Origin of the sequence: Sphingopyxis sp. EG6, assembly GCF_003609815.1 — a bacterium.
Taxonomy (GTDB): Bacteria; Pseudomonadota; Alphaproteobacteria; order Sphingomonadales; family Sphingomonadaceae; genus Sphingopyxis.
This window is the reverse complement of sequence record NZ_AP017603.1, coordinates 3,396,013-3,414,394: the sequence shown is the minus strand read 5'-3', so window position 1 is coordinate 3,414,394 and position 18,382 is coordinate 3,396,013. Positions and strand designations below refer to the sequence as shown.

Annotated in this window: 21 protein-coding genes; 5 read left to right on the top strand and 16 right to left on the bottom strand. The window is 64.8% G+C overall.

The window, feature by feature from the left end; genetic code table 11:
- Positions 1 to 108: 108 nt before the first annotated feature.
- On the top strand, positions 109 to 1,554 hold the full coding sequence (locus SPYCW_RS16595) for a serine hydrolase domain-containing protein (RefSeq protein ID WP_120217742.1): 1,446 nt from the start codon (positions 109 to 111) through the stop codon (positions 1,552 to 1,554).
- Here SPYCW_RS16595 and SPYCW_RS16590 read toward each other — a convergent pair.
- From SPYCW_RS16590 to SPYCW_RS16565, 6 genes are all read right to left on the bottom strand, one after another.
- On the bottom strand, positions 1,539 to 2,150 hold the full coding sequence (locus SPYCW_RS16590) for an HAD family hydrolase (RefSeq protein ID WP_120217741.1): 612 nt from the start codon (positions 2,148 to 2,150) through the stop codon (positions 1,539 to 1,541). The genes SPYCW_RS16595 and SPYCW_RS16590 overlap by 16 nt on opposite strands.
- Positions 2,151 to 2,247: 97 nt before the next feature.
- Complete coding sequence (gene ykgO, locus SPYCW_RS16585; protein ID WP_003046794.1) at positions 2,248 to 2,373, bottom strand: type B 50S ribosomal protein L36; 126 nt, start codon at positions 2,371 to 2,373, stop codon at positions 2,248 to 2,250.
- 194 nt (positions 2,374 to 2,567) lie between these two features.
- Entirely contained in the window at positions 2,568 to 4,037 is a 1,470-nt protein-coding gene (gene rpoN, locus SPYCW_RS16580; protein ID WP_120217740.1) for an RNA polymerase factor sigma-54, read from the bottom strand.
- Positions 4,038 to 4,181: 144 nt separating this feature from the next.
- On the bottom strand, positions 4,182 to 5,000 hold the full coding sequence (lptB, locus tag SPYCW_RS16575) for an LPS export ABC transporter ATP-binding protein (protein ID WP_120217739.1): 819 nt from the start codon (positions 4,998 to 5,000) through the stop codon (positions 4,182 to 4,184).
- A 190-nt stretch (positions 5,001 to 5,190) separates the two neighbouring features.
- The gene (pgmG, locus tag SPYCW_RS16570) at positions 5,191 to 6,573 is read right to left on the bottom strand and encodes a phosphoglucomutase/phosphomannomutase PgmG (RefSeq protein ID WP_120217738.1); all 1,383 of its coding nucleotides are present in this window, start codon (positions 6,571 to 6,573) and stop codon (positions 5,191 to 5,193) included.
- Positions 6,574 to 6,605: 32 nt separating this feature from the next.
- A complete protein-coding gene (locus SPYCW_RS16565; protein WP_120218366.1) occupies positions 6,606 to 7,415 on the bottom strand; it encodes a division plane positioning ATPase MipZ in 810 nt (269 codons plus the stop codon).
- 82 nt (positions 7,416 to 7,497) lie between these two features.
- On the opposite strand from SPYCW_RS16565, the gene panC reads away from it, so the two are divergent.
- Both panC and SPYCW_RS16555 read left to right on the top strand, forming a co-directional pair.
- Positions 7,498 to 8,337 carry a pantoate--beta-alanine ligase gene (gene panC, locus SPYCW_RS16560; RefSeq protein ID WP_120217737.1) on the top strand — a complete coding sequence of 280 codons (840 nt, stop codon included), beginning with the start codon at positions 7,498 to 7,500 and terminating at the stop codon, positions 8,335 to 8,337.
- 140 nt (positions 8,338 to 8,477) lie between these two features.
- The gene (locus SPYCW_RS16555; protein WP_120217736.1) at positions 8,478 to 8,792 is read left to right on the top strand and encodes a sel1 repeat family protein; all 315 of its coding nucleotides are present in this window, start codon (positions 8,478 to 8,480) and stop codon (positions 8,790 to 8,792) included.
- Here SPYCW_RS16555 and SPYCW_RS16550 read toward each other — a convergent pair.
- The 4 genes from SPYCW_RS16550 to SPYCW_RS16535 are packed head-to-tail and all read right to left on the bottom strand — an operon-like array spanning position 8,789 to position 11,322.
- Positions 8,789 to 9,937: a GNAT family N-acetyltransferase gene (locus tag SPYCW_RS16550; RefSeq protein ID WP_120217735.1), complete on the bottom strand. Its 1,149-nt coding sequence runs from the start codon at positions 9,935 to 9,937 to the stop codon at positions 8,789 to 8,791. The genes SPYCW_RS16555 and SPYCW_RS16550 overlap by 4 nt on opposite strands.
- An 8-nt stretch (positions 9,938 to 9,945) precedes the next feature.
- Positions 9,946 to 10,410: a RidA family protein gene (locus tag SPYCW_RS16545; protein WP_120217734.1), complete on the bottom strand. Its 465-nt coding sequence runs from the start codon at positions 10,408 to 10,410 to the stop codon at positions 9,946 to 9,948.
- Between the two features lie 10 nt (positions 10,411 to 10,420).
- Positions 10,421 to 11,062: an HAD family hydrolase gene (locus SPYCW_RS16540; RefSeq protein ID WP_120217733.1), complete on the bottom strand. Its 642-nt coding sequence runs from the start codon at positions 11,060 to 11,062 to the stop codon at positions 10,421 to 10,423.
- Positions 11,059 to 11,322 (bottom strand): DUF3572 domain-containing protein, encoded by a 264-nt coding sequence (locus SPYCW_RS16535; RefSeq protein WP_120217732.1) that lies wholly within the window; start codon positions 11,320 to 11,322, stop codon positions 11,059 to 11,061. Before SPYCW_RS16535 ends, SPYCW_RS16540 begins: the two co-directional genes overlap by 4 nt.
- 89 nt (positions 11,323 to 11,411) lie before the next feature.
- On the opposite strand from SPYCW_RS16535, the gene SPYCW_RS16530 reads away from it, so the two are divergent.
- Positions 11,412 to 11,774 (top strand): response regulator, encoded by a 363-nt coding sequence (locus SPYCW_RS16530; protein ID WP_120217731.1) that lies wholly within the window; start codon positions 11,412 to 11,414, stop codon positions 11,772 to 11,774.
- Between the two features lie 489 nt (positions 11,775 to 12,263).
- Entirely contained in the window at positions 12,264 to 12,749 is a 486-nt protein-coding gene (locus SPYCW_RS16525; RefSeq protein ID WP_120217730.1) for an Lrp/AsnC family transcriptional regulator, read from the top strand.
- Positions 12,750 to 12,875: 126 nt separating this feature from the next.
- Here the strand turns inward: SPYCW_RS16525 and rpmG are convergent, their stop codons facing one another.
- From rpmG to SPYCW_RS19070, 6 genes are all read right to left on the bottom strand, one after another.
- On the bottom strand, positions 12,876 to 13,043 hold the full coding sequence (rpmG, locus tag SPYCW_RS16520) for a 50S ribosomal protein L33 (protein ID WP_058818055.1): 168 nt from the start codon (positions 13,041 to 13,043) through the stop codon (positions 12,876 to 12,878).
- A gap of 217 nt (positions 13,044 to 13,260) precedes the next feature.
- A complete protein-coding gene (locus tag SPYCW_RS16515) occupies positions 13,261 to 13,998 on the bottom strand; it encodes an energy transducer TonB (protein WP_120217729.1) in 738 nt (245 codons plus the stop codon).
- Between the two features lie 148 nt (positions 13,999 to 14,146).
- The gene (gene gltX, locus SPYCW_RS16510; RefSeq protein ID WP_120217728.1) at positions 14,147 to 15,457 is read right to left on the bottom strand and encodes a glutamate--tRNA ligase; all 1,311 of its coding nucleotides are present in this window, start codon (positions 15,455 to 15,457) and stop codon (positions 14,147 to 14,149) included.
- Between the two features lie 53 nt (positions 15,458 to 15,510).
- On the bottom strand, positions 15,511 to 15,930 hold the full coding sequence (locus SPYCW_RS16505) for a DoxX family protein (protein WP_120217727.1): 420 nt from the start codon (positions 15,928 to 15,930) through the stop codon (positions 15,511 to 15,513).
- 107 nt (positions 15,931 to 16,037) lie between these two features.
- Entirely contained in the window at positions 16,038 to 17,705 is a 1,668-nt protein-coding gene (locus SPYCW_RS16500) for an NAD+ synthase (RefSeq protein ID WP_120217726.1), read from the bottom strand.
- 39 nt (positions 17,706 to 17,744) lie between these two features.
- The gene (locus SPYCW_RS19070) at positions 17,745 to 18,245 is read right to left on the bottom strand and encodes a DUF2306 domain-containing protein (protein WP_172595534.1); all 501 of its coding nucleotides are present in this window, start codon (positions 18,243 to 18,245) and stop codon (positions 17,745 to 17,747) included.
- Between the last annotated feature and the right edge of the window lie 137 nt (positions 18,246 to 18,382).

Sequence of the window (18,382 nt, the reverse complement as noted above, 5' to 3'; positions counted from 1 at the left end):
GGTACCGGTACCAATAGCCCCAAGGCGTGCGACAGGCGCGCGACATTTCGGCACATCGGCGCGACAGATCGGACTCATTCCGCCCTTCCACCAAAGGGAGGGGATCCGATGATGTTACGACCGATCGCATATATTCTGGGCGCCACCGCCTTGCTCGCGAGCGCAGCGCCCGCGTGCGCGCAAACCGGCGCTAACGCCGACCGGGCTGCCGTCGCGCAGCGCCTGCTCGACACGCTCCGCGAAACCAACGGCGTCCCCGGCATGGCCGCCGCGGTGTGGCAGGACGGCCGCATCGTCTGGGACGGCGCGAGCGGGCAGCGCGATCGCACTAGCGGGGCGCCAGTCACGCGCGACACGCTGTTCCGGCTCGCGAGCGTCTCAAAGCTGCTCACCGTCGCCGCCGTCATGCAGCTTGCCGAACAAGGCCGGATCGATCCCGACGCGCCGGTACAGCGCCAATTGCCATGGCTGGATACGCGCTGGCCGGCGATCACCCCACGCCAGATCGCGGCGCATGTCTCGGGCCTGCCGCATTATCAGGCGATCGATGCGGATCGCGGATCGCGTCACTACGCCACGGGGCGCGATGCCGTCGCGATTTTCGCGGGGCGCGACCTGCTGAGCCCGCCGGGAACCGCCTACAGCTATTCGTCATGGGGCTATAGCCTGCTCGGCGCGCTGGTCGAGGACAAGGCCGGACGCCCCTTCACCGACTATGTCGCAAAAAAGGTCGCACCGGGGCTCGCGATTCGCGCCGACGCGACCGACAGCGGCGACCCCAACGCCTCGCGCGCCTATGGCTTCGACCAGCGGCGCGTGGTCGATCTGCCGCGCCACGATTTCAGCTACACCTGGGGCGGCGGCGGGCTCAGTGGCACCGCGAGTGCGGTCGCAAGTTTCGGCGGACGGATGATCGACGGCCGCGTCGTGCGCTCCGATACCTTTGATGCGATGCTCGTGCCGGTGAAGCTCGCCGATGGCAAAGCGGCAGGAGCGGAGGATTATGAGGTCGGTTTCGGCTGGCGCATCGGGAGCGACGCCGACGGCGCGCCCATCGTCCATCACAATGGCGTAGCGCTTGGCGCGCGCAGCACGCTCGGTCTGTGGCGCGGCGAACGCACGGCCGTCAGCCTGCTGTCCAATGCGTCGTGGGTGTCGCGCATGGAACCCACCGCGCAGATGATCGCCGCGCCCTTCCGTGCCGCACCCGCCGGGCTGGTCGCCGCCGAATGCCCGCTCGCGGCGCAGCGCTATCGCGGCACCTTTGGCGACGTCGCGGTCGAAGGCGCGGTGCGCTTCCGGATCGAGGCAGGGCTGTGCGTCGGCACCGCCGACCAGCACCCCGCGATGCTGGCCTATTTCGGCACCGCGATGCAGCGAAGCGACGCGCCGCTGACGATCGTCGGGCTCGACCCCAAAGGCGGACTGAGCCGCGCGGGGATCGTCAATCCGTTCGGCATCGCCGATCTGCGCGCGCAGGCCGACGGCAGCTTTGCCGCGCCAATCACCACGACGCGCCGCCTGGTGCTGCGTTTCGATCAGCCGGGCAGATAGCCGCGCGCGACCAGATCGCGTTCGAGCATCGCCGCGCCGCCGAACAGATGGCCGGCGATGCCGACCGATTCGGCCCCCGCGATATTCGCCTCGACATCGTCGATGAACAGCGCGCCCGCGGGATCGATGCCGAATCGCTCGATCGCGAGGCGGTAGATCGCGGGATCGGGCTTCATCAATTTCTCGGTGCCCGACACGATGATACCCTGAAAACGGTCGAACACCGGCTGGGTCGGACGGAAGCCTTCCCAGAATTCATGGCCGAAATTGGTGATCGCGAACAGCGGCACCCCCGCGGCGTCCAATCGCGCCACCAGCTCTAGGCTGCCCGGCATCGGCCCGGGAATCGTTTCGTTGAAGCGCGCCGCATAAGCGTCGATCAGATCGTCATGACCGGGAAAGTCGGCCTTGAGCTCGGGCAGCATTTCGGCGAGCGGGCGTCCGGCGTCGTGCTGGAAATGCCATTCGGGCGTGACGACATTGGCGACGAACCATTCGAGCTCGTCCCGGTCGTCGATCAATTTCGCGAACAGGTGGCGGAGGTCCCAGTCGAACAGGACGCGGCCGACATCAAAAATCACCGATTGGCGAATCATGGGCACTCCAGACACGCGAAAGCGCCGCCGGAAGCATCCGACGGCGTCACGCTGACTTCGTTATACGCGCGGGGCGGAAAACGCCCCGACAGGACAATCAGCCCTGGCGCGCCTTGAAGCGGCGGTTGGTCTTGTTGATCACATAGGTGCGGCCACGGCGGCGGATAACGCGGTTATCCCGGTGGCGGTCCTTCAGCGACTTCAGGCTGTTGCGAATCTTCATCGTTCTGTTCCGTAAATCTTGGCGTGTTGACGCGAAGCGGCGCAACTATGGGGATAGGGCCGAAAAGTCAACCGGCCCTTGAGCCAATTCCCCATTTTCCGTTCGCATCGAGCGAAGTCGAGATGCCCCTATGCCTCGCGCCGCCCCGATGGGTGTCTCGACTTCGCTCGACACGAACGGAATCAGAGGTGGCTTTAACCCGCCAAAGCCTTCTGCCGCCGCCGCTGCACCGACGAGCCATAGCCCATCGCTTCGCGATATTTGACCACCGTGCGCCGCGCAATGTCGTGCCCCTCGGCGGACAGTTTCTGCGCGATCGTCTCATCGGACAGGATCGCCTTTGGATCCTCGCCCTCGATCATCGCCTTGATTCGGCTCTTTACCGCTTCGGCCGACACCGCGCCGTCGCCCTCGGTCGCCGAAATGCCCGACGAAAAGAAATATTTGAGCTCGAACAGCCCGCGTGCGCAGCTGAGGTATTTGTTGCTCGTGACGCGGCTGACCGTCGATTCGTGCATGCCGATCTCCTCGGCGACCTGCCGCAGCGTCATCGGGCGCATGTGCGCGACGCCGTGCAGGAAAAACCCTTCCTGCTGCTTCACGATCGCGCTCGCGACCTTGATGATGGTGCGCTGGCGCTGGTCGAGCGCGCGCACCAGCCAGTTCGCGCTCGCCAGCTGCTCGGACAGCCACGCCTTGCTCTTGGCCGCAGCGCCGGTGGCCAGTTCGGTATAATAGCGGCGATTGACGAGCAGGCGCGGCAAGGTGCCGCTGTTGATCTCGACCGCCCAGCCCTGCGCCGTCCGACGAATATAGAGATCGGGAACCACCGCCTGCGACGCATCGCCGCCGAATTTCAGACCGGGCTTGGGATCATAGCCGCGCAGCTCGCGGATCATGTCGGCCAGATCCTCGTCATCGACGCCGCAGATGCGTTTGAGCTGCGGAAAGGCGCCCTTGGCGACCAGATCGAGATGCGCGATCATCGTCGCCATCGCCGGGTCATAACGATCCGCCTCGCGCGCTTGGATCGCGATACATTCGGCGAGGTCGCGCCCGCCGACCCCCGACGGGTCGAAGCATTGAACCCCCGCGAGCACGCTCTCGACCAGCGCCAGCGGCACCCCTAGCCGCTGCGCCACCTCGGCGAGATCGGCGCGCAAATAGCCGGCTTCGTTGATCAGCGCGACGAGCTGTTCGGCGATCATCGCCTCCAGCCCGCTGAACCGCTCGCCGACCTGCGCCAGCAAATGCTCGTGCAGCGTCGCATCCTCGCCGGCGAAGCTGTCGAAATCGATGCCTTCGCTATCGCTTCCCGACAGGCCGACATTGTCGCTGGCGCTGTCGTGGTGAAAGCTTTCGGCGGTCATATCGACATCAAGGTCGTTCGCGGTGCCGCTATCCGACGACAAGGCATGGTCGGCATCGAGCGATGCTGCCTCGGTTATCGGCGCATCGTCACCCGGATTGTCATTCGCATCGCCCGCGCTACCGTCGCTATCCCCCGAGGTCGCATCGAGCAGCGGGTTACCCTCGAGCGCCTCGGCGAGATAGGCTTCGAGTTCGAGGTTCGACAGCGCCAGCAGCTTGATCGCTTGCTGCAGCTGCGGCGTCATCACCAGCGATTGAGACTGGCGGAGATCGAGGCGTGGACCCAACGCCATCGGGTATCAGCAACCCTTTACCCCGTTTGTGTCGAGCGAAGTCGAGACACGTGAAGCCATGCACGTACTCGGTGTGCCTCGACTTCGCTCGACACAAACGGAAACGGAAAGTGGCTCATTCGGCACCGATACGGCCCACATCGCTCACAAGGAGAAACCCTCGCCCAGATACAGTCGCCGCACTTCGGGGTCGGCGACCAGTTCCTCGGGCGAACCCGCGAGCAGCACCTTGCCGTCGTAAATGATGCAGGCGCGATCAACGAGATCGAGCGTTTCGCGGACATTATGGTCGGTGATGAGCACGCCGATGCCGCGCGTCTTCAGATCGGCGACGAGATCGCGAATATCGCTGATCGACAGCGGGTCGATGCCGGCAAAGGGTTCGTCGAGCAGCATGATCGAAGGGTTGGCGGCCAACGCGCGGGCGATCTCGGCGCGGCGCCGTTCGCCGCCCGACAGCGCCATCGCCGCCGCGCTGCGCAGCCGCGTCAGCCCGAATTCGTCGAGCAATTCTTCGAGCCGCCGTTCGCGCGCGATCTTGTCGGGTTCGGCCAGTTCCAGCACCGCGCTGATATTCTGTTCGACCGTCATGCCGCGAAAAATCGAAGTTTCCTGCGGCAGATAACCGAGGCCGAGGATCGCGCGGCGATACATCGGCAGTGCGGTGATGTCGGCGCCGTCGAGCATGATGCGTCCAGCGTCGGGCTTCACCAACCCCATGATCGAATAAAAACAGGTGGTCTTGCCGGCGCCATTGGGACCGAGCAGGCCGAGCACTTCGCCCTTTGCCACCGACAGCGACACGTCGGAGAGCACAACGCGCTTGTCATAGCTTTTGGCGATTGAAATCACCGCCAGCCCGTTGCCCGCCGCCGCGTCGTCGCGGACATGCGCCCGATGTTCGGCGACGCCGTGATCGGTGTCGGCAGTCACGGTCACAGGGGTCGCTTCGTCGTCGGTCATTTCCACATCGCTTCGAGAGGAGACATGTCCGAGCGTTACCCGAGGAGCGCCGCCAAGGTCAATCTGGCAAGATTTTTGCAGGGCTGTCCCCCTCCCTTTTAGGGAGGGGTTGGGGGTGGGTCGCAGCGGGCGTTCTTTCGTCGCCGCATACCCTCCACCGTCCCCTCCCTGAAGGGAGCCGAGTTGGAGATTAGTGCCCCGCCTGCGGCCCCCGCACGACCCCCGACAGGCCGAGCTGTTCGTCGATCGCCGCCATCAGCCGCGCCAGCGCCGCCTCATCCTTCGCTTCGGCGCGCGCGACCAGCACATCCTGCGTGTTCGAGGCGCGGAGCAGCCACCAGCCGTCGTCGGTCAGCACCCGCGCGCCGTCAGTGCGATCGACCTTTGCCCCCGATGCGGCCAGCCGCGCCAATACTTCATCCACAATGGCGAATTTGCGCACCTCGTCGACCTGGAAGCGGAGTTCAGGCGTGTTGACCATCGGCGCCATATTGCCGCGCAATTCGGTAACGCTTTGCCCGAGCTTCGTCGCCGCCTCGATCAACCGCACCGCGGCGTAAGGCGCGTCGTCATAGCCATAATAGCGGTCGGCGAAGAAGACATGCCCGCTCATCTCGCCCGCCAGCGGGCTGCCGGTTTCCTTCATCTTTGCCTTGATCAGGCTGTGGCCGGTCTTCCACATCAAGGGCGTTCCGCCGAGCTCCGCAACGCGGTCGAATAGCGCCTGACTCGCCTTAACATCGGCAATGATCGTCGCGCCGGGCATGTCCTGCAGCAACGCCGCGGCGTAGATTTGCAGCAACTGGTCGCCCCAGATCACCCGTCCCTCGCCGTCGATCGCGCCGATCCTGTCGCCATCTCCATCGAAAGCGACGCCGAAATCGAGATTCCTCTCCGCGACGAGCTTCCTCAGATCGGCCAGATTCTTTTCTTCGGTGGGATCGGGATGGTGGTTCGGGAAATGGCCGTCGATGTCGGTGAACAACAGGAAATGCTCGCCCGGCAACTTCGCGGTGAGTTTTTCGATCACCGTCCCCGCCGCGCCATTGCCCGCATCCCAGCCGATGCGGAAGGCGCTACCGGCGAAACCCTCGACCAGCCGGTCGACATAGGCGTCGATGATGTCGATGCTCTGCGTGGCACCTTCGCCAGTTTCCCAATCGCCCGCGGCGGCCATTTCCCCGATCCGCTGAATGTCGGCGCCATAGAAAGGACGCCCCTGCATCACAAATTTGAAGCCATTATAGTCGGGGGGATTGTGGCTGCCAGTTATCTGGATGCCGCCATCCACCTCTTCGGTTGACGCCGCATAATAGAGCATCGGCGTCGGCCCGAGCCCGACGTTCAGCGCGTCGATACCAGCGGCGTTGATCCCGGCGATCAGCGCGTCGGCAAGCATCGGCGACGACAGCCGTCCGTCATAACCGACCGCGATCCGCTTGCCCCCGGCGCGCGCGACCAGCGTCGCGAAACTACGCCCGATGGCATAGGCGTCCTTGTCCGACAGCGTGTCGCCGACCACGCCGCGGATGTCATATTCGCGCAGCATCGTGGGATGGAAATTGTGCGTCATGATGCTCTCATTCTTGTGCGGTGGGGGAGGTGTCAGGCGGCGGCGAACAGATCGCCGTCGGGGTGCAGCCGCTCGCGCGCGGGGAGGTTCAGCCCGCCCATCGCTTCGCGCAATTCCTGCCTCGCGACGACATGTCCGATCCCCATGCCGCCGAGATGCGCCTTGTCGAGCAGGGTCAGACCCGCAGGAAACAGCTCGCGATAAATCACACGCTCGCCAAGCCCGGGGATGACGCGGAAGCCGACACGGCGTGACAGCTGGTTCAGCGCCTCGCCGACGCGGCGCATATTATGCGCATCGACGTGCTGGAGGCGGTTGCGCAGGATGATCCAGTCGATCGTCCGCCCGTCGCTCTTGGCGCGCGCCTTGCGCGTGTCCCAGATCAGTTCCGAATAAAAGCTGGGGCGAGTGACCTGAAAACTCTCGGGATCGACCTGACCGATCAGGTCGAAATCGATGAAACTGTCGTTGATCGGGGTGACCAGCGTGTCGGCGGACGTCGCCAGATGGCGCGCAAACACATCGTCGCGGCCGGGCGTGTCGGCGATGAAATAATCGACGTCGTGCGACAGCCGCGCGACCTGCGCGTCGAGTTCCTCGATCGTCGAACCCTCGAATACCTCGAAATGCGGCGTCGGAAGGTCGATATCGCGGCGTTTGGCGGTATTGATCCGGTTCTCGAGATAGCGGTGAAAGGTACGCTGGCGCGGGTCGAGGTCAAGCCCCGCCACCTTCCATCCCTGACTCGCCAGCGCGACCGCGAAATGGACGGCGCAGGTCGATTTGCCGGTCCCGCCCTTTTCGTTGGCAAAGATGATGCGGTGCGGGGCGGGGTTCGTCATGAGCGTTGCGATTTTCCTGTTGGCGGCGCATGGGAGCCGCTCGGGTGGCCGTTGCGTCGCCATTATCGGAGGGCGGGCAAGCGTGCAAATCATCCGTGACATCGCGACGCTGCACCGCGGCATCGCGGCGCTGAAGCAGGGCGGCAAAAGTGTCGCGCTGGTGCCGACGATGGGGGCGCTGCACGACGGCCACCTCTCGCTCGTCCACATGGGGCGGCGCGTCGCTGACCATGTCGTAGTCTCGATCTTCGTCAACCCGACCCAATTCGGCCCCAATGAGGATTTCGCCGCCTATCCGCGCGACGAAGCGCGCGATGCGGCCTTGCTGGTCGAGCAAGGCGTCGCACTGCTCTGGGCGCCCGACGTCGCGGTCATGTATCCCGGCGGCCATAGCACGCATATCGAGGTTGCCGAACTTGGCGCCGATTATTGCGGCGCCGCCCGCCCCGGTCATTTCGACGGCGTCGCCACCGTCGTCGCCAAATTGTTCAACCAAGTTCGTCCCGACATCGCAATCTTCGGCGAAAAGGACTGGCAGCAGCTCGCGATCATCCGCCGCATGGCGCGCGACCTCGATTTCCACCTCGACATTTTGGGTGCCCCGATCGCGCGCGATCCCGACGGCCTCGCGCTGTCGTCGCGCAACGCTTATCTGTCGGCCGAGCAGCGCGCTGCCGCAACCGCCTTTCCCGATGCCCTGAAAGCCGCCGCAACCACAATTGCGCGGGGCGGCGAGGTCGATGCGGCGTTGACCGAAGCGGCGGCGGCGATCGTCGCAGGCGGCTTTGACAGCGTCGATTATGTCGCGCTCGCCGATGCCGACAGCCTTGAAAGATTGACCGTTTTTCGGAACCCGGCGCGCCTGCTCGCCGCCGCGCGGATGGGCAAAACGCGGCTGATCGACAATTATCCGGTGAGTTGATTACAACGAAAATCGGCAGAATTGCGTCACTTTGACGCGCTATCCACAAGAAATCGCGCCCCGCGTTAACGCTTTTTTGACCATAAGTCGCAAGGTTAGACCCCGAAGCCTCCTGTGGGGGGAGGCGACAGGGGGTTTTTATGGCCAACAGTCTGAAGTCCGCGCAATTTCTGATCGAAAGCCGCCTGCTCGATGCGGCGCGCGGCGACGCCAATGCCTATTTCGATCTGGGGATCGCATTTTCCACCGGGACCGGCGGGGTCGATGTCGATCTGATCCAGGCGCATAAATGGTTCAATCTCGCGGCGCTCGGCGGCAACAAGGAAGGCCAGCAATGCCGCGCCGACCTGTCCGACGAAATGAGCCGCGACGAAATCGCCGAAGCGCAGCGCCAGGCGCGCGCCTGGCTCGACGAGACGGCGCGCCGTCCTGCCGCCCGCCGCTTCGCCGCCTAGTCCTTCCGCTTGAAGGGCGTATGCCCTTCCAGCCAGTCCATTTCGGCTTCTTCGGCGCGGCGCTCCTGCTCCAGAAAATCGGCGACCGCACGGCGGAATCCCGGATCGGCGATGAAATGCGCCGACCATGTCGCGACGGGGCCATAGCCACGCGCGAGCTTATGCCCGCCTTGCGCGCCCGCCTCGACCCGGCGCAGCCCGCGCGCGATCGCGATGTCGATCGCGCGGTAATAGCATAGCTCGAAATGCAGATAGGGGATGTCGGTCAGGCACCCCCAATAGCGGCCGTAGAGCGTGTCGGCGCCAAGAAAGTGCAGCGCGCCCGCCACCGGCCGGTCATCATCATAAGCGATGAGCAGGATGACCTGCTCCGCCATCCGCGTCCCAATCAGGTCGAACGCCGCGCGCGTCAGATAGGGACGCCCCCATTTGCGCGCGCCAGTGTCCTGATAGAAGAGCCACATGGCATCCCAATGTTCGGGGCGGATCGCCGCGCCGGTCAACTCCTCGATCCGCAACCCTTCGACCGCCCGCGCGCGCTCCTTGCGCAGCTGCTTGCGCTTTGCCGAGGTCAGCGTCGCGAGGAATTCGTCGAAGCTGGCGTAGTTCGCATTGGCAAAGTGGAACTGGATGTCGCGGCGCACCAGCCAGCCCGCGTTTTCGAACAGCGGCATCTGGTCGGGCGCGACAAAGGTCGCATGCGCCGACGACAGACCATTCTGGCGCACCACCGCTTCTGCGGCGCGGATCAGCAGCGCCGCATCCTCCTCGCTTTGCACCAGCAGCCGCGGCCCCGGCACGGGGGTGAAAGGCGCTGCGATCTGAAGCTTGGGATAATAATCACCGCCGGCACGCGCCCAAGCGTCGGCCCAGCCCTGGTCGAACACATATTCGCCCTGGCTGTGCGATTTGAGGTAAGCAGGCGCGGCGGCAAGCAGTACACCCGCCGCGTCCTCGACCAGCAGCGGCGCCGCCTGCCAGCCGGTGCCCGGCCCGACGCTGCCCGAGTGCTCGAGCAGCGACAGGAAGGCATGGCTGACAAACGGATTGTCGTTGCCGGCCAGCGCGTCCCATGCCGCGGCGTGGATTGCGGCGACACCGGTGCCGAGCGAGATCGTCCGTGCGGGCGGGTCGGCTTCGGCCATCGCCAGCCTTAGGCGGGCTTCACCGCGACGATTGCATCGGCCTCGACCGCAGCGCCGAGCGGCAGCACCGCAACGCCCACGGCGGCGCGCGCATGGCGGCCCGCTTCGCCGAACAGCGTCTCGAACAGTTCCGACGCACCATTGGCGACTTTCGCCTGATCGGTGAAGCTCGGCGCGCTGTTGACGAAGACGCCGAGCTTGACGACGCGCTCGATACGCGACCAGTCGCCGCCGATCGCCTGCCCGATCTGCGCGACGAGCATCAGCGCGACGCGCTGCGCTGCGTCCTGACCGCCCGCCACATCCATGTCGTCGCCGAGGCGCCCGGTGACAACCTGCCCATCGCGAAAGGGCAGCTGGCCGCTGACATAGAGCAGACCATTCTGCTCGACGACCGGGACATAGGCGGCAACCGGTGCCGCAGCCTTGGGAAGTTCGAGGCCGAGTTCGGCGAGTTTGGCGGCGAGGTCCATGATGCGTCCTTTATGCGAGTTCGGGGTTGGGGGCGGGGATATTTTCGGTCAGCCGCGCCAATATCCAGTCGCGCGCGACATTCCAATCGTCGATGCGCGCATGGGCATGTCGGGCGGGAGCGATCTTGTCGGCGATCGCGGGTTCGCCAACCAGATGAAGCCGCCACACTTCGGGCGCTTCGTGCGCCACCGAGCTGTGGTGGTTCGCGAGGTCGTCGATGAAGATTGCCACCGAAGGCCGATATTGTTCGACCAGGCGGCGCACCGGTTCGCCCTTGCCGCCGCGGCTGCCGATCACCGGCGCGTGGAAATCATGACTCGCCAGCTGGTCGATCCGCGCCTGCTGATGGTCGGGGCCGACATTGGTCAGGACGACGATATCGGCCTGTTCGGCGATCGTCGCCATCGCGGCGAGCGCGCCGGGAATCGGATATTGCCGCGGCATTTCGGTGCGGAAAAAGCTGTCGAGCAGCGGCCAGACTTCGGCCGCCTCCAGCGGTGTGCCGCATTCCTTGCGCTTCAGCGCCCCGGCGAAACTCGCATCCTCGATGCGAAACAGCACGCCATGTTCGGCATCGACCCATTCGGCAAAGGGAACGACCATGTGCATCAGCACCTCGTCGCAATCGGTAATGACGAGCGGGCGGTTCATATAGGCATTCCTTCAAGCCGCTGCGCCGCCGCGGCAAGCGTGGCAGGCGGCACCTGCAACGCGTCGGCGCAGGCGACAAGGTCGTTTTCATGGCTCGTCAGAAACGACAGGATCGCCGCGAGCGTCGCCTGCTCGCCCAGTGAGGATCGGAGGTCGCTCGGCGCCAGGCCGGTGAGCCCGAGCAGCCGCTCGGCGCGCGGTTCGTCGGTCAATATCCAGCCGAGCGCCTGAAGCGCCAGAGCCGCGTCATCGTCGTGCAAGGCATTTTTCCCTTCAACGGGAGGCAATTGTGTCGTGCGGCCGATTCGCCTAAACGGGCCGCGAACGCAAGGTGGGGAAGCGGAGTATCATGGGCAAGACCATATTGGTCGTCGAGGATAATGAGCTGAACCTGCGCCTCTTCTGCGACCTGCTCAACGCCCATGGCTATACCGCGCACCCGGTCCGCGACGGCCGCGATGCGCTCAACAAGGCGCGCGAGATTGCCCCCGACCTGATCATCATGGACATCCAGCTGCCGCATGTCAGCGGCTTGGAGCTGATCGGCCAGATGAAGGCCGACCTGACATTGCGCGCCGTGCCGATCATGGCGGTCACCGCCTATGCCGGCAAAGGCGACGAGGAACAGATCCGCGCCGCAGGCGCCGAGGCCTATGTGTCGAAACCGATTTCGGTGATCAAGTTCATCGAAAGCGTCGGGGCGTTTGCCTGAACGGGCAGGCGTGGGCGCGCGGCGGAAGCAACACGTCGCCCCCGCAAAGGCGGGGGCCGCTGTCGGTTGACACGGCAGCGCAGAAATAGGCGGCTAGCGGCCCCCGCCTTCGCGGGGGCGACGTTGCTAGCATGTCCGCTGCCTACCCCAACCCTAACGCCTGCACGCACGCCAAAGCGAGGCCCGGCCAGTCCGCGACGTCAGCCGTTATAACGTCGTACCTTCTCCGTCCCACGCGAAGGGCTGCGTTCGCTCCACGGGGCAGCATAATGGATCGCCACCATGGCTGAGGATGCTTCGATCACCGCACTCCACACGCGATGGAACCGGTTCGAATCGGGGATTATCGTCATTGTTCATCTCCTGCGTCGGGCGCCGCAGCAAGGGAGAGAGGGCGGGCCCGACGGGCGATTTTTAGGCCCAAGGGAATGGCGATTGGCGCCAAAATTGACCGTGCGGGCGACCAATTTTTGCGCTATTTGATCAATCATGCGAAAAATCGCCGACCTTGACCGGTTCGACCGGCAGCTCTTGGCGCTGGTCCGCCAGAACAACCTCGAGCCCGCGCGCGTGCTCGCCGACAAGGTCGGCCTGTCGCTCTCGGCGGTGCTGCGCCGCCTGCGGCGCCTGCGCGATGAAAAGGTGATTGTCGCGGACATAGCGGTGGTCAACCCGGCGCTCACCGGGTCGGCGCTGACCATGCATGTGCTGGTCCAGATGCAGCAAGCGGGGCCGCAGACGATGGACAATTTCGCCCGCGCGATCGTGCATCATCCAGAAATTACCGGGGCGTGGGACATCACTGGCGAGGATGATTTCCTGCTCAAGGTGCAGGTCGGCTCGATGGAGGAATATGATGCCTTCACCCGCCGCGCGCTGGGCGAGGACAAGGGCGTTCATTCGTTCACGACCTTGATCGCGATCCGCAACATCATCGAAAACGACGTCGCGCGGCGCCCGCTGCGCGACGGGTAGGTGCGGCGGGGGGAGCGATTCGTTCCGGCACGAAAAAGGGCGGCGCAAAAGGCCGCCCCTTGATCCCGGCTTTCGCCGGGATGATGCATCGTCAGCCCGTCCAGCACTGCCGAACGGGTCGATGCATCACTTGATCTTCGATTCCTTGAACTCGACATGCTTGCGCACGCGCGGGTCGTACTTCCGCACCGACATCTTTTCGGTCATCGTGCGCGGGTTCTTTTTCGTGACATAGAAAAAGCCCGTGTCGGCGGTGCTAACCAGCTTGATCTTGACGGTCGTCGGCTTGGCCATGGCCCTGTTCCTCGAAATAACTGCACATCCGCCGGTGCTCCGGAGGACGCGGCGGGACTAAGGGCCCCGACGTTGGTGTGAAAAAACTCAGGGGCCGCGCGACGCCGCGCCGCCCCCAAAACCTCGCGCGCCTCTGACCGGATTCGACGCTTCTGTCAAGCAAAAGAGCGGGCGGACGGCAGCGAGCCGTCCGCCCAGGAGGGGTCTTGCCGAGCGATCAGGCCGCCTTGATCTCGAAACGGACGCGCATTTCCTTCCAGCTTTCCTCGGGAACCCCGCCGCGCGTCGCTGCCTTGAAACGCCATTTCGTTAGCGCGCGCCGCTTCGTTGCCTCGAAAAAGGCTGGATCGTCGGTGCTGACCAACTCGACCGCCTTCACGCGCCCGTCGGTACCGATCAGCACGCGGACTACGGCGACGCCCTCGATCCCTTCACGCTGTGCACGCGCTGGATAATCTGGTTGAAAAAGACTCGCATAGCGCTCGTCGAGCCGAGCCAGAACCAGCTTGGGCGGTTGCACGGGCGGGTCTATGACTTGGGGCACGGTCGTTCCCGTGCCGGTGCCCACCGGCGGGATATAGGGCTCGTCGGTCTGGCCGACGGGTGGATCTTGACTTACCGGCGGCAGGGGCGAATCGGTTGCGGCGATCACGGTTTTCGTCGGCTGGTCCTGCGGCTTGGTATCGGGTTGCGGTTCGCGGGGGGTGGGCTTTTCAAGCGTGATTGGCTTCCAGACCTGCGGCTCAGATTCGGGGAGCGTCTCGACGATCATCGGCGACAGCGCGACCGCGACAACGAGCGCAGCGGGCAGGCCAATTGCAAAGAGCGCCGCCACCGGATGGCGGCCATGGTCGCTGCCATAGCTGTTGCGCGGCAGCAAGGTCGGTCCCGCCGCTGGCGCCGTCGTCGCCTCGGGTGCGGTCATGATGGTCGAAATCAAGGGTATCAGGGTCATGGCATCTCTCCTTGCCTGTCAGACCCGGCCCCGCCGTGCTTTGACCACCGCTATCGGCCAAGTCAGATATGAGTGATAATATATCATCACTATCTATGTCAAGCTTAAGGGTAGGGAAGCAGGTCGCTGGCTTACCGTTGTTGGTTGGCTAGCTGGCGGCCAGACGCGCGATCGCCTGATCTTTCGCGATCAACGGCAGCAGTTCCGCCATGTCAGGACCATGGTCGCGCGCGGTCAGGGCACGGCGGAGCGGCAGGAACAGGCTGCGGCCCTTTGCCCCGGTCGCTTCCTTCACCGCCGCGGTCAGCGCATACCAGGGGTCGGCGCTCCAGTCGATCGTGGGCGCAGCGGCAGCGGCGGCAGTCAGCACCGCGCGATCGGCCGGATCGGCGAGCGGCGGCGAAAGCGGTCCGTCGAACACCCCGACCCAATCGGCGGCCTCTGCGACGGTCATCAGATTGGGCCGGACCGCATGCCAGCGCGCCGCGGTGATCGCGGCGGGCAAGCGGTCGGCGACCGTTTCATAGTCGGTCTGGTGCAGGATCTTCTGGTTGAGCAGCGCCAGTTCGGCCTCGTCGAAGCGCGCCGGGGCGCGGCCAAAGCGTGCAAAGTCGATATGCTCGATCAGCGGCGTCAGGCTGGTCACCGGCTCGACCGGATCGCTGGTACCCAGCCGCGCGAGCAGCGCCGCGAGCGCGATCGGCTCGATCCCTTCGTCGCGCAAACTGGCCATGCCGAGCGAACCGAGCCGTTTCGACAATTTGCCCTTAGTACCCACCAGCAGCGCCTCGTGCGCGAAATGCGGTGGCGCGGCGCCCAGCGCGGCGAACATCTGGATCTGCGTCGCGGTATTCGACACATGATCCTCGCCGCGCACGACATGGGTAATGCCCATTTCAATATCGTCGATCACGCTGGGCAGCAGGTACAGCCAGCTGCCGTCGGCGCGGCGCACCACGGGGTCGGACATGGTTTTTGGCTCGAAATGCTGTTCTCCACGAACCAGATCGGTCCACTCGATCGGCGCGTCATGGTCGAGGCGGAAACGCCAATGCGGTGCCACGCCGTCGGGTACGGGGGCATCCGCCGCCTTCCGTTCATAGACCGGCGGCAGTCCACGTGAGAGCAGGATCTTGCGCCGGATGTCGAGTTCTTCGGGGGTTTCGTAACAGGCATAGACCCGCCCCGCCGCCTTGAGCTTGTCGAATTCGGCTTCGTACAGCGCAAAACGCGCCGACTGACGCGCCTCCCCGTCGATGTCGAGACCGAGCCACGCCAGATCGGCGCGAATCGCATCGACATATTCGTCTTTCGACCGTTCAAGGTCGGTATCGTCGATGCGGAGCAGAAAGCGCCCGCCATGCCTCCGCGCCCATAGCCAGTTGTGGAGCGCGGTGCGGACGTTGCCGACATGCAGGGTGCCGGTCGGCGAGGGGGCGAAGCGGGTCACGACGGTCATGCCGCGCGCCTATAACCACTTCGCCCGCCGCGCGCGACCCCAAGCGTGCCGCGTCAGGAGCCGCGGCGGCGCTCCGGCCAATAGGCCCAGGCGATGGTCAGCAAAGAGACGATCAGGATGACGCTATATTCCATTCCATTGCGCCCCGCGCCGACCACGAACCAGCCGAAGGGCAAATGGACCATGATCATGCCGAGCGTCAGGATCGCCGCATGACCAAGCGCGGCAAAACTGGTCCAGCGCCGAGCGAGCATCAGCACCGGGCCGACGAGTTCGAACAGCGTCACCGCCAGCGCCCAGGCGAATCCCATCGGAAAGCCCTGGCTTTCCAGCCAGACGCCAAACGGCGCCACGCCACCCGCGATCAAGCGGAAAGCGCCATGAATCAGAATCAGTAACGCGACGGTGATCCGCAGCACGTCGAGCGCCCGCTCGGCCTTTTGCGGTGACGCCTTTTCACCAAATAACGCCATATCTTGCTCCCCCTTTATTATTTCCCGATCCGCGAGCTTAGCGGCGAGCGGCAAGGGAACGAAGAGGGGAGGCGTACCGGTACCCGCCCGTTATCGGCGATGGGGGGTCAGCCGGTGCGGAAACCGTGGGTGATCGGATAACGCCGGTCGCGCCCGAAATTGCGCGTCGACAGCTTGACCCCCGGCGGCGCCTGACGCCGCTTATATTCGGCGAGCATCAGCAAGCGTTCGATCCGCACCACCGCATCGCGGTCGAACCCATATTTCGCGACCACATCATCGACGCTGGCTTCCTCTTCGACCAGCATGTGCAGCATGCGGTCGAGATCGGGATAGGGCGGCAGGCTGTCTTCGTCCTTCTGGTCGGGACGCAGCTCGGCGCTTGGCGGCTTGGTTATGATCGTTTCCGGCATCACCGGCGCGACCGGATTGCGCGACAGGCGCGGCACATTTTCGTTGCGCCACTTGGCGACCGCAAACACCGTCATCTTATAGGCGTCCTTGAGCGGATTATAGCCGCCCGCCATGTCGCCATAGATCGTCGCATAGCCGACGCTCATCTCGCTCTTGTTACCCGTGGTCAGCAGCATCGGACCAAATTTGTTCGACAGCGCCATCAGGGTCACGCCGCGGATACGCGACTGGACATTCTCCTCGGTAATATCGACCTCGCGGTCGGCAAAGCTGCCCGCCAGCATCGTGTCGAACGCATCCACCGCGGCCGCGATCGGAATGGTGTCGAGCTTGCACCCGATCAATTCGGCGCAGTGCGCCGCATCGTCGAGGCTCGCCTGGCTGGTAAAGCGGCTTGGCAGCATTACGCACCACACTTTGTCGGGGCCGAGCGCGTCGGCGGCGATCGCGGCGCAGATCGCCGAATCGATCCCGCCCGACAGCCCGAGCACGACGCCGGGAAAGCGGTTGCGTTCGACATAGTCGCGCAAGGATACGATCATCGCGCTGTAAATGTCGGCGGGGTGCGCCTCCCATTCGGCGATCGGCCCCGCTTCGCACGCCCAGCCCGTAGCGCCTTTGACCCAGTGAGTGACGCGTTCCTCGGCCTCCCAATCGGTCAACCGGTGTGCCGTCGTCCCGTCGCCGTTGAGCACGAACGAGCAGCCATCGAACACGATCTCGTCCTGCCCGCCAATACGGTTGAGGAACATCACGGGCAGCCCGGTTTCGGCCACGCGGCTGGCGAAGACCTGCGTCAGCCGCCGCTCGTCCTTGTCGATTTCATAGGGGCTGCCGTTGACCGAGATCAGCAGTTCAGCGCCCTGGTCGGCCAGATGCCGGCAAACTTTCGGCAGCCACCCATCCTCGCAGATCGGCAGCCCAAGCTTGATCCCGCGCCACTCGACGACATCGGGGAGCGGACCGGGGACAAAGATGCGCTTTTCATCGAACGTACCGTAATTGGGCAGTTCGTGCTTGCGCCGCGTGGCGACGATCTTGCCGCCATCGAGCAGCGCGACGATGTTATAAAGGTCCGCCCCATCGCGTTCGACCGACCCAACCAGCATCGCCGGGCCGCCATCAGCGGTTTCCAGCGCCAGTTCGGCCAGCATGATCGCGGCGCGTTCGGCCAGCGCTGGTTTCAGCACCAGATCCTCGGGCGGGTAACCGATCAACTGGAACTCCGGGTAGAGGATCAGGTCGGCCCTGGGGTGGCGCGCCCGAACGCTACGCATCGCATCGGCATTGGCGACAAGGTCGCCGACCGCCTGCGTCATCTGGGCGAGGACGATGGTGAGCGTGTCGGCGGCGTCGGTCATGCCGCCGAGCCATACGCCCGGCGGCGGCGATTGCAATGCTCAGCCGAACAGCAGGTGGGGAAGGAACCGGCCCGGCATCATCGAAAAGGCGCCGGCGACGATCAGCCCGATATAGACGCCGCGCATCGAGCGCTGGTGCGCAATGATATTGCCGCGCCGCGCGTGCCAGATGCCCATGGGAATCGAATAGAGGGTGATCACCGAAAAAATGTGGATCGGTCCGATGCCGCCCGTCAGGCCGCGCAGCCAGAAGCTGTCGATCGCGGTCACCATCATCAGTAGCGCCCAGACGCGCCCCGCCGCCTTGTGCCCACGCGTCCCCTTGGGCGCCCATAGCACAAAGGCGCCGAGCGGCACCGCGGGAATCACGGTGCCAAGATGGATCCACAGCGCCCAGGCCGGGGTGCGATATTCGCCCTGCCCGCGCATCAGATAGCCCAGCGCCAGTACCGCGGCGGTGACCGCGGCAGTCTGGGCGACCGCGCGGATAAAGGGGGCGTAACGGCGGATGGGCGAGGCGGCGGCGGCATGGGTGGTCATCGGATAGTCCTTGCTGGTCGATGCACCGCAGATGCCGCACGGCGATTGGCGGGCAATCGCGACTTCGCCGGTCCGGCCGAAAACTTCGCGAATCCGGCGCAGCTGCCAATTGACGAAGCGCCAAGTGGCAGCCAGAC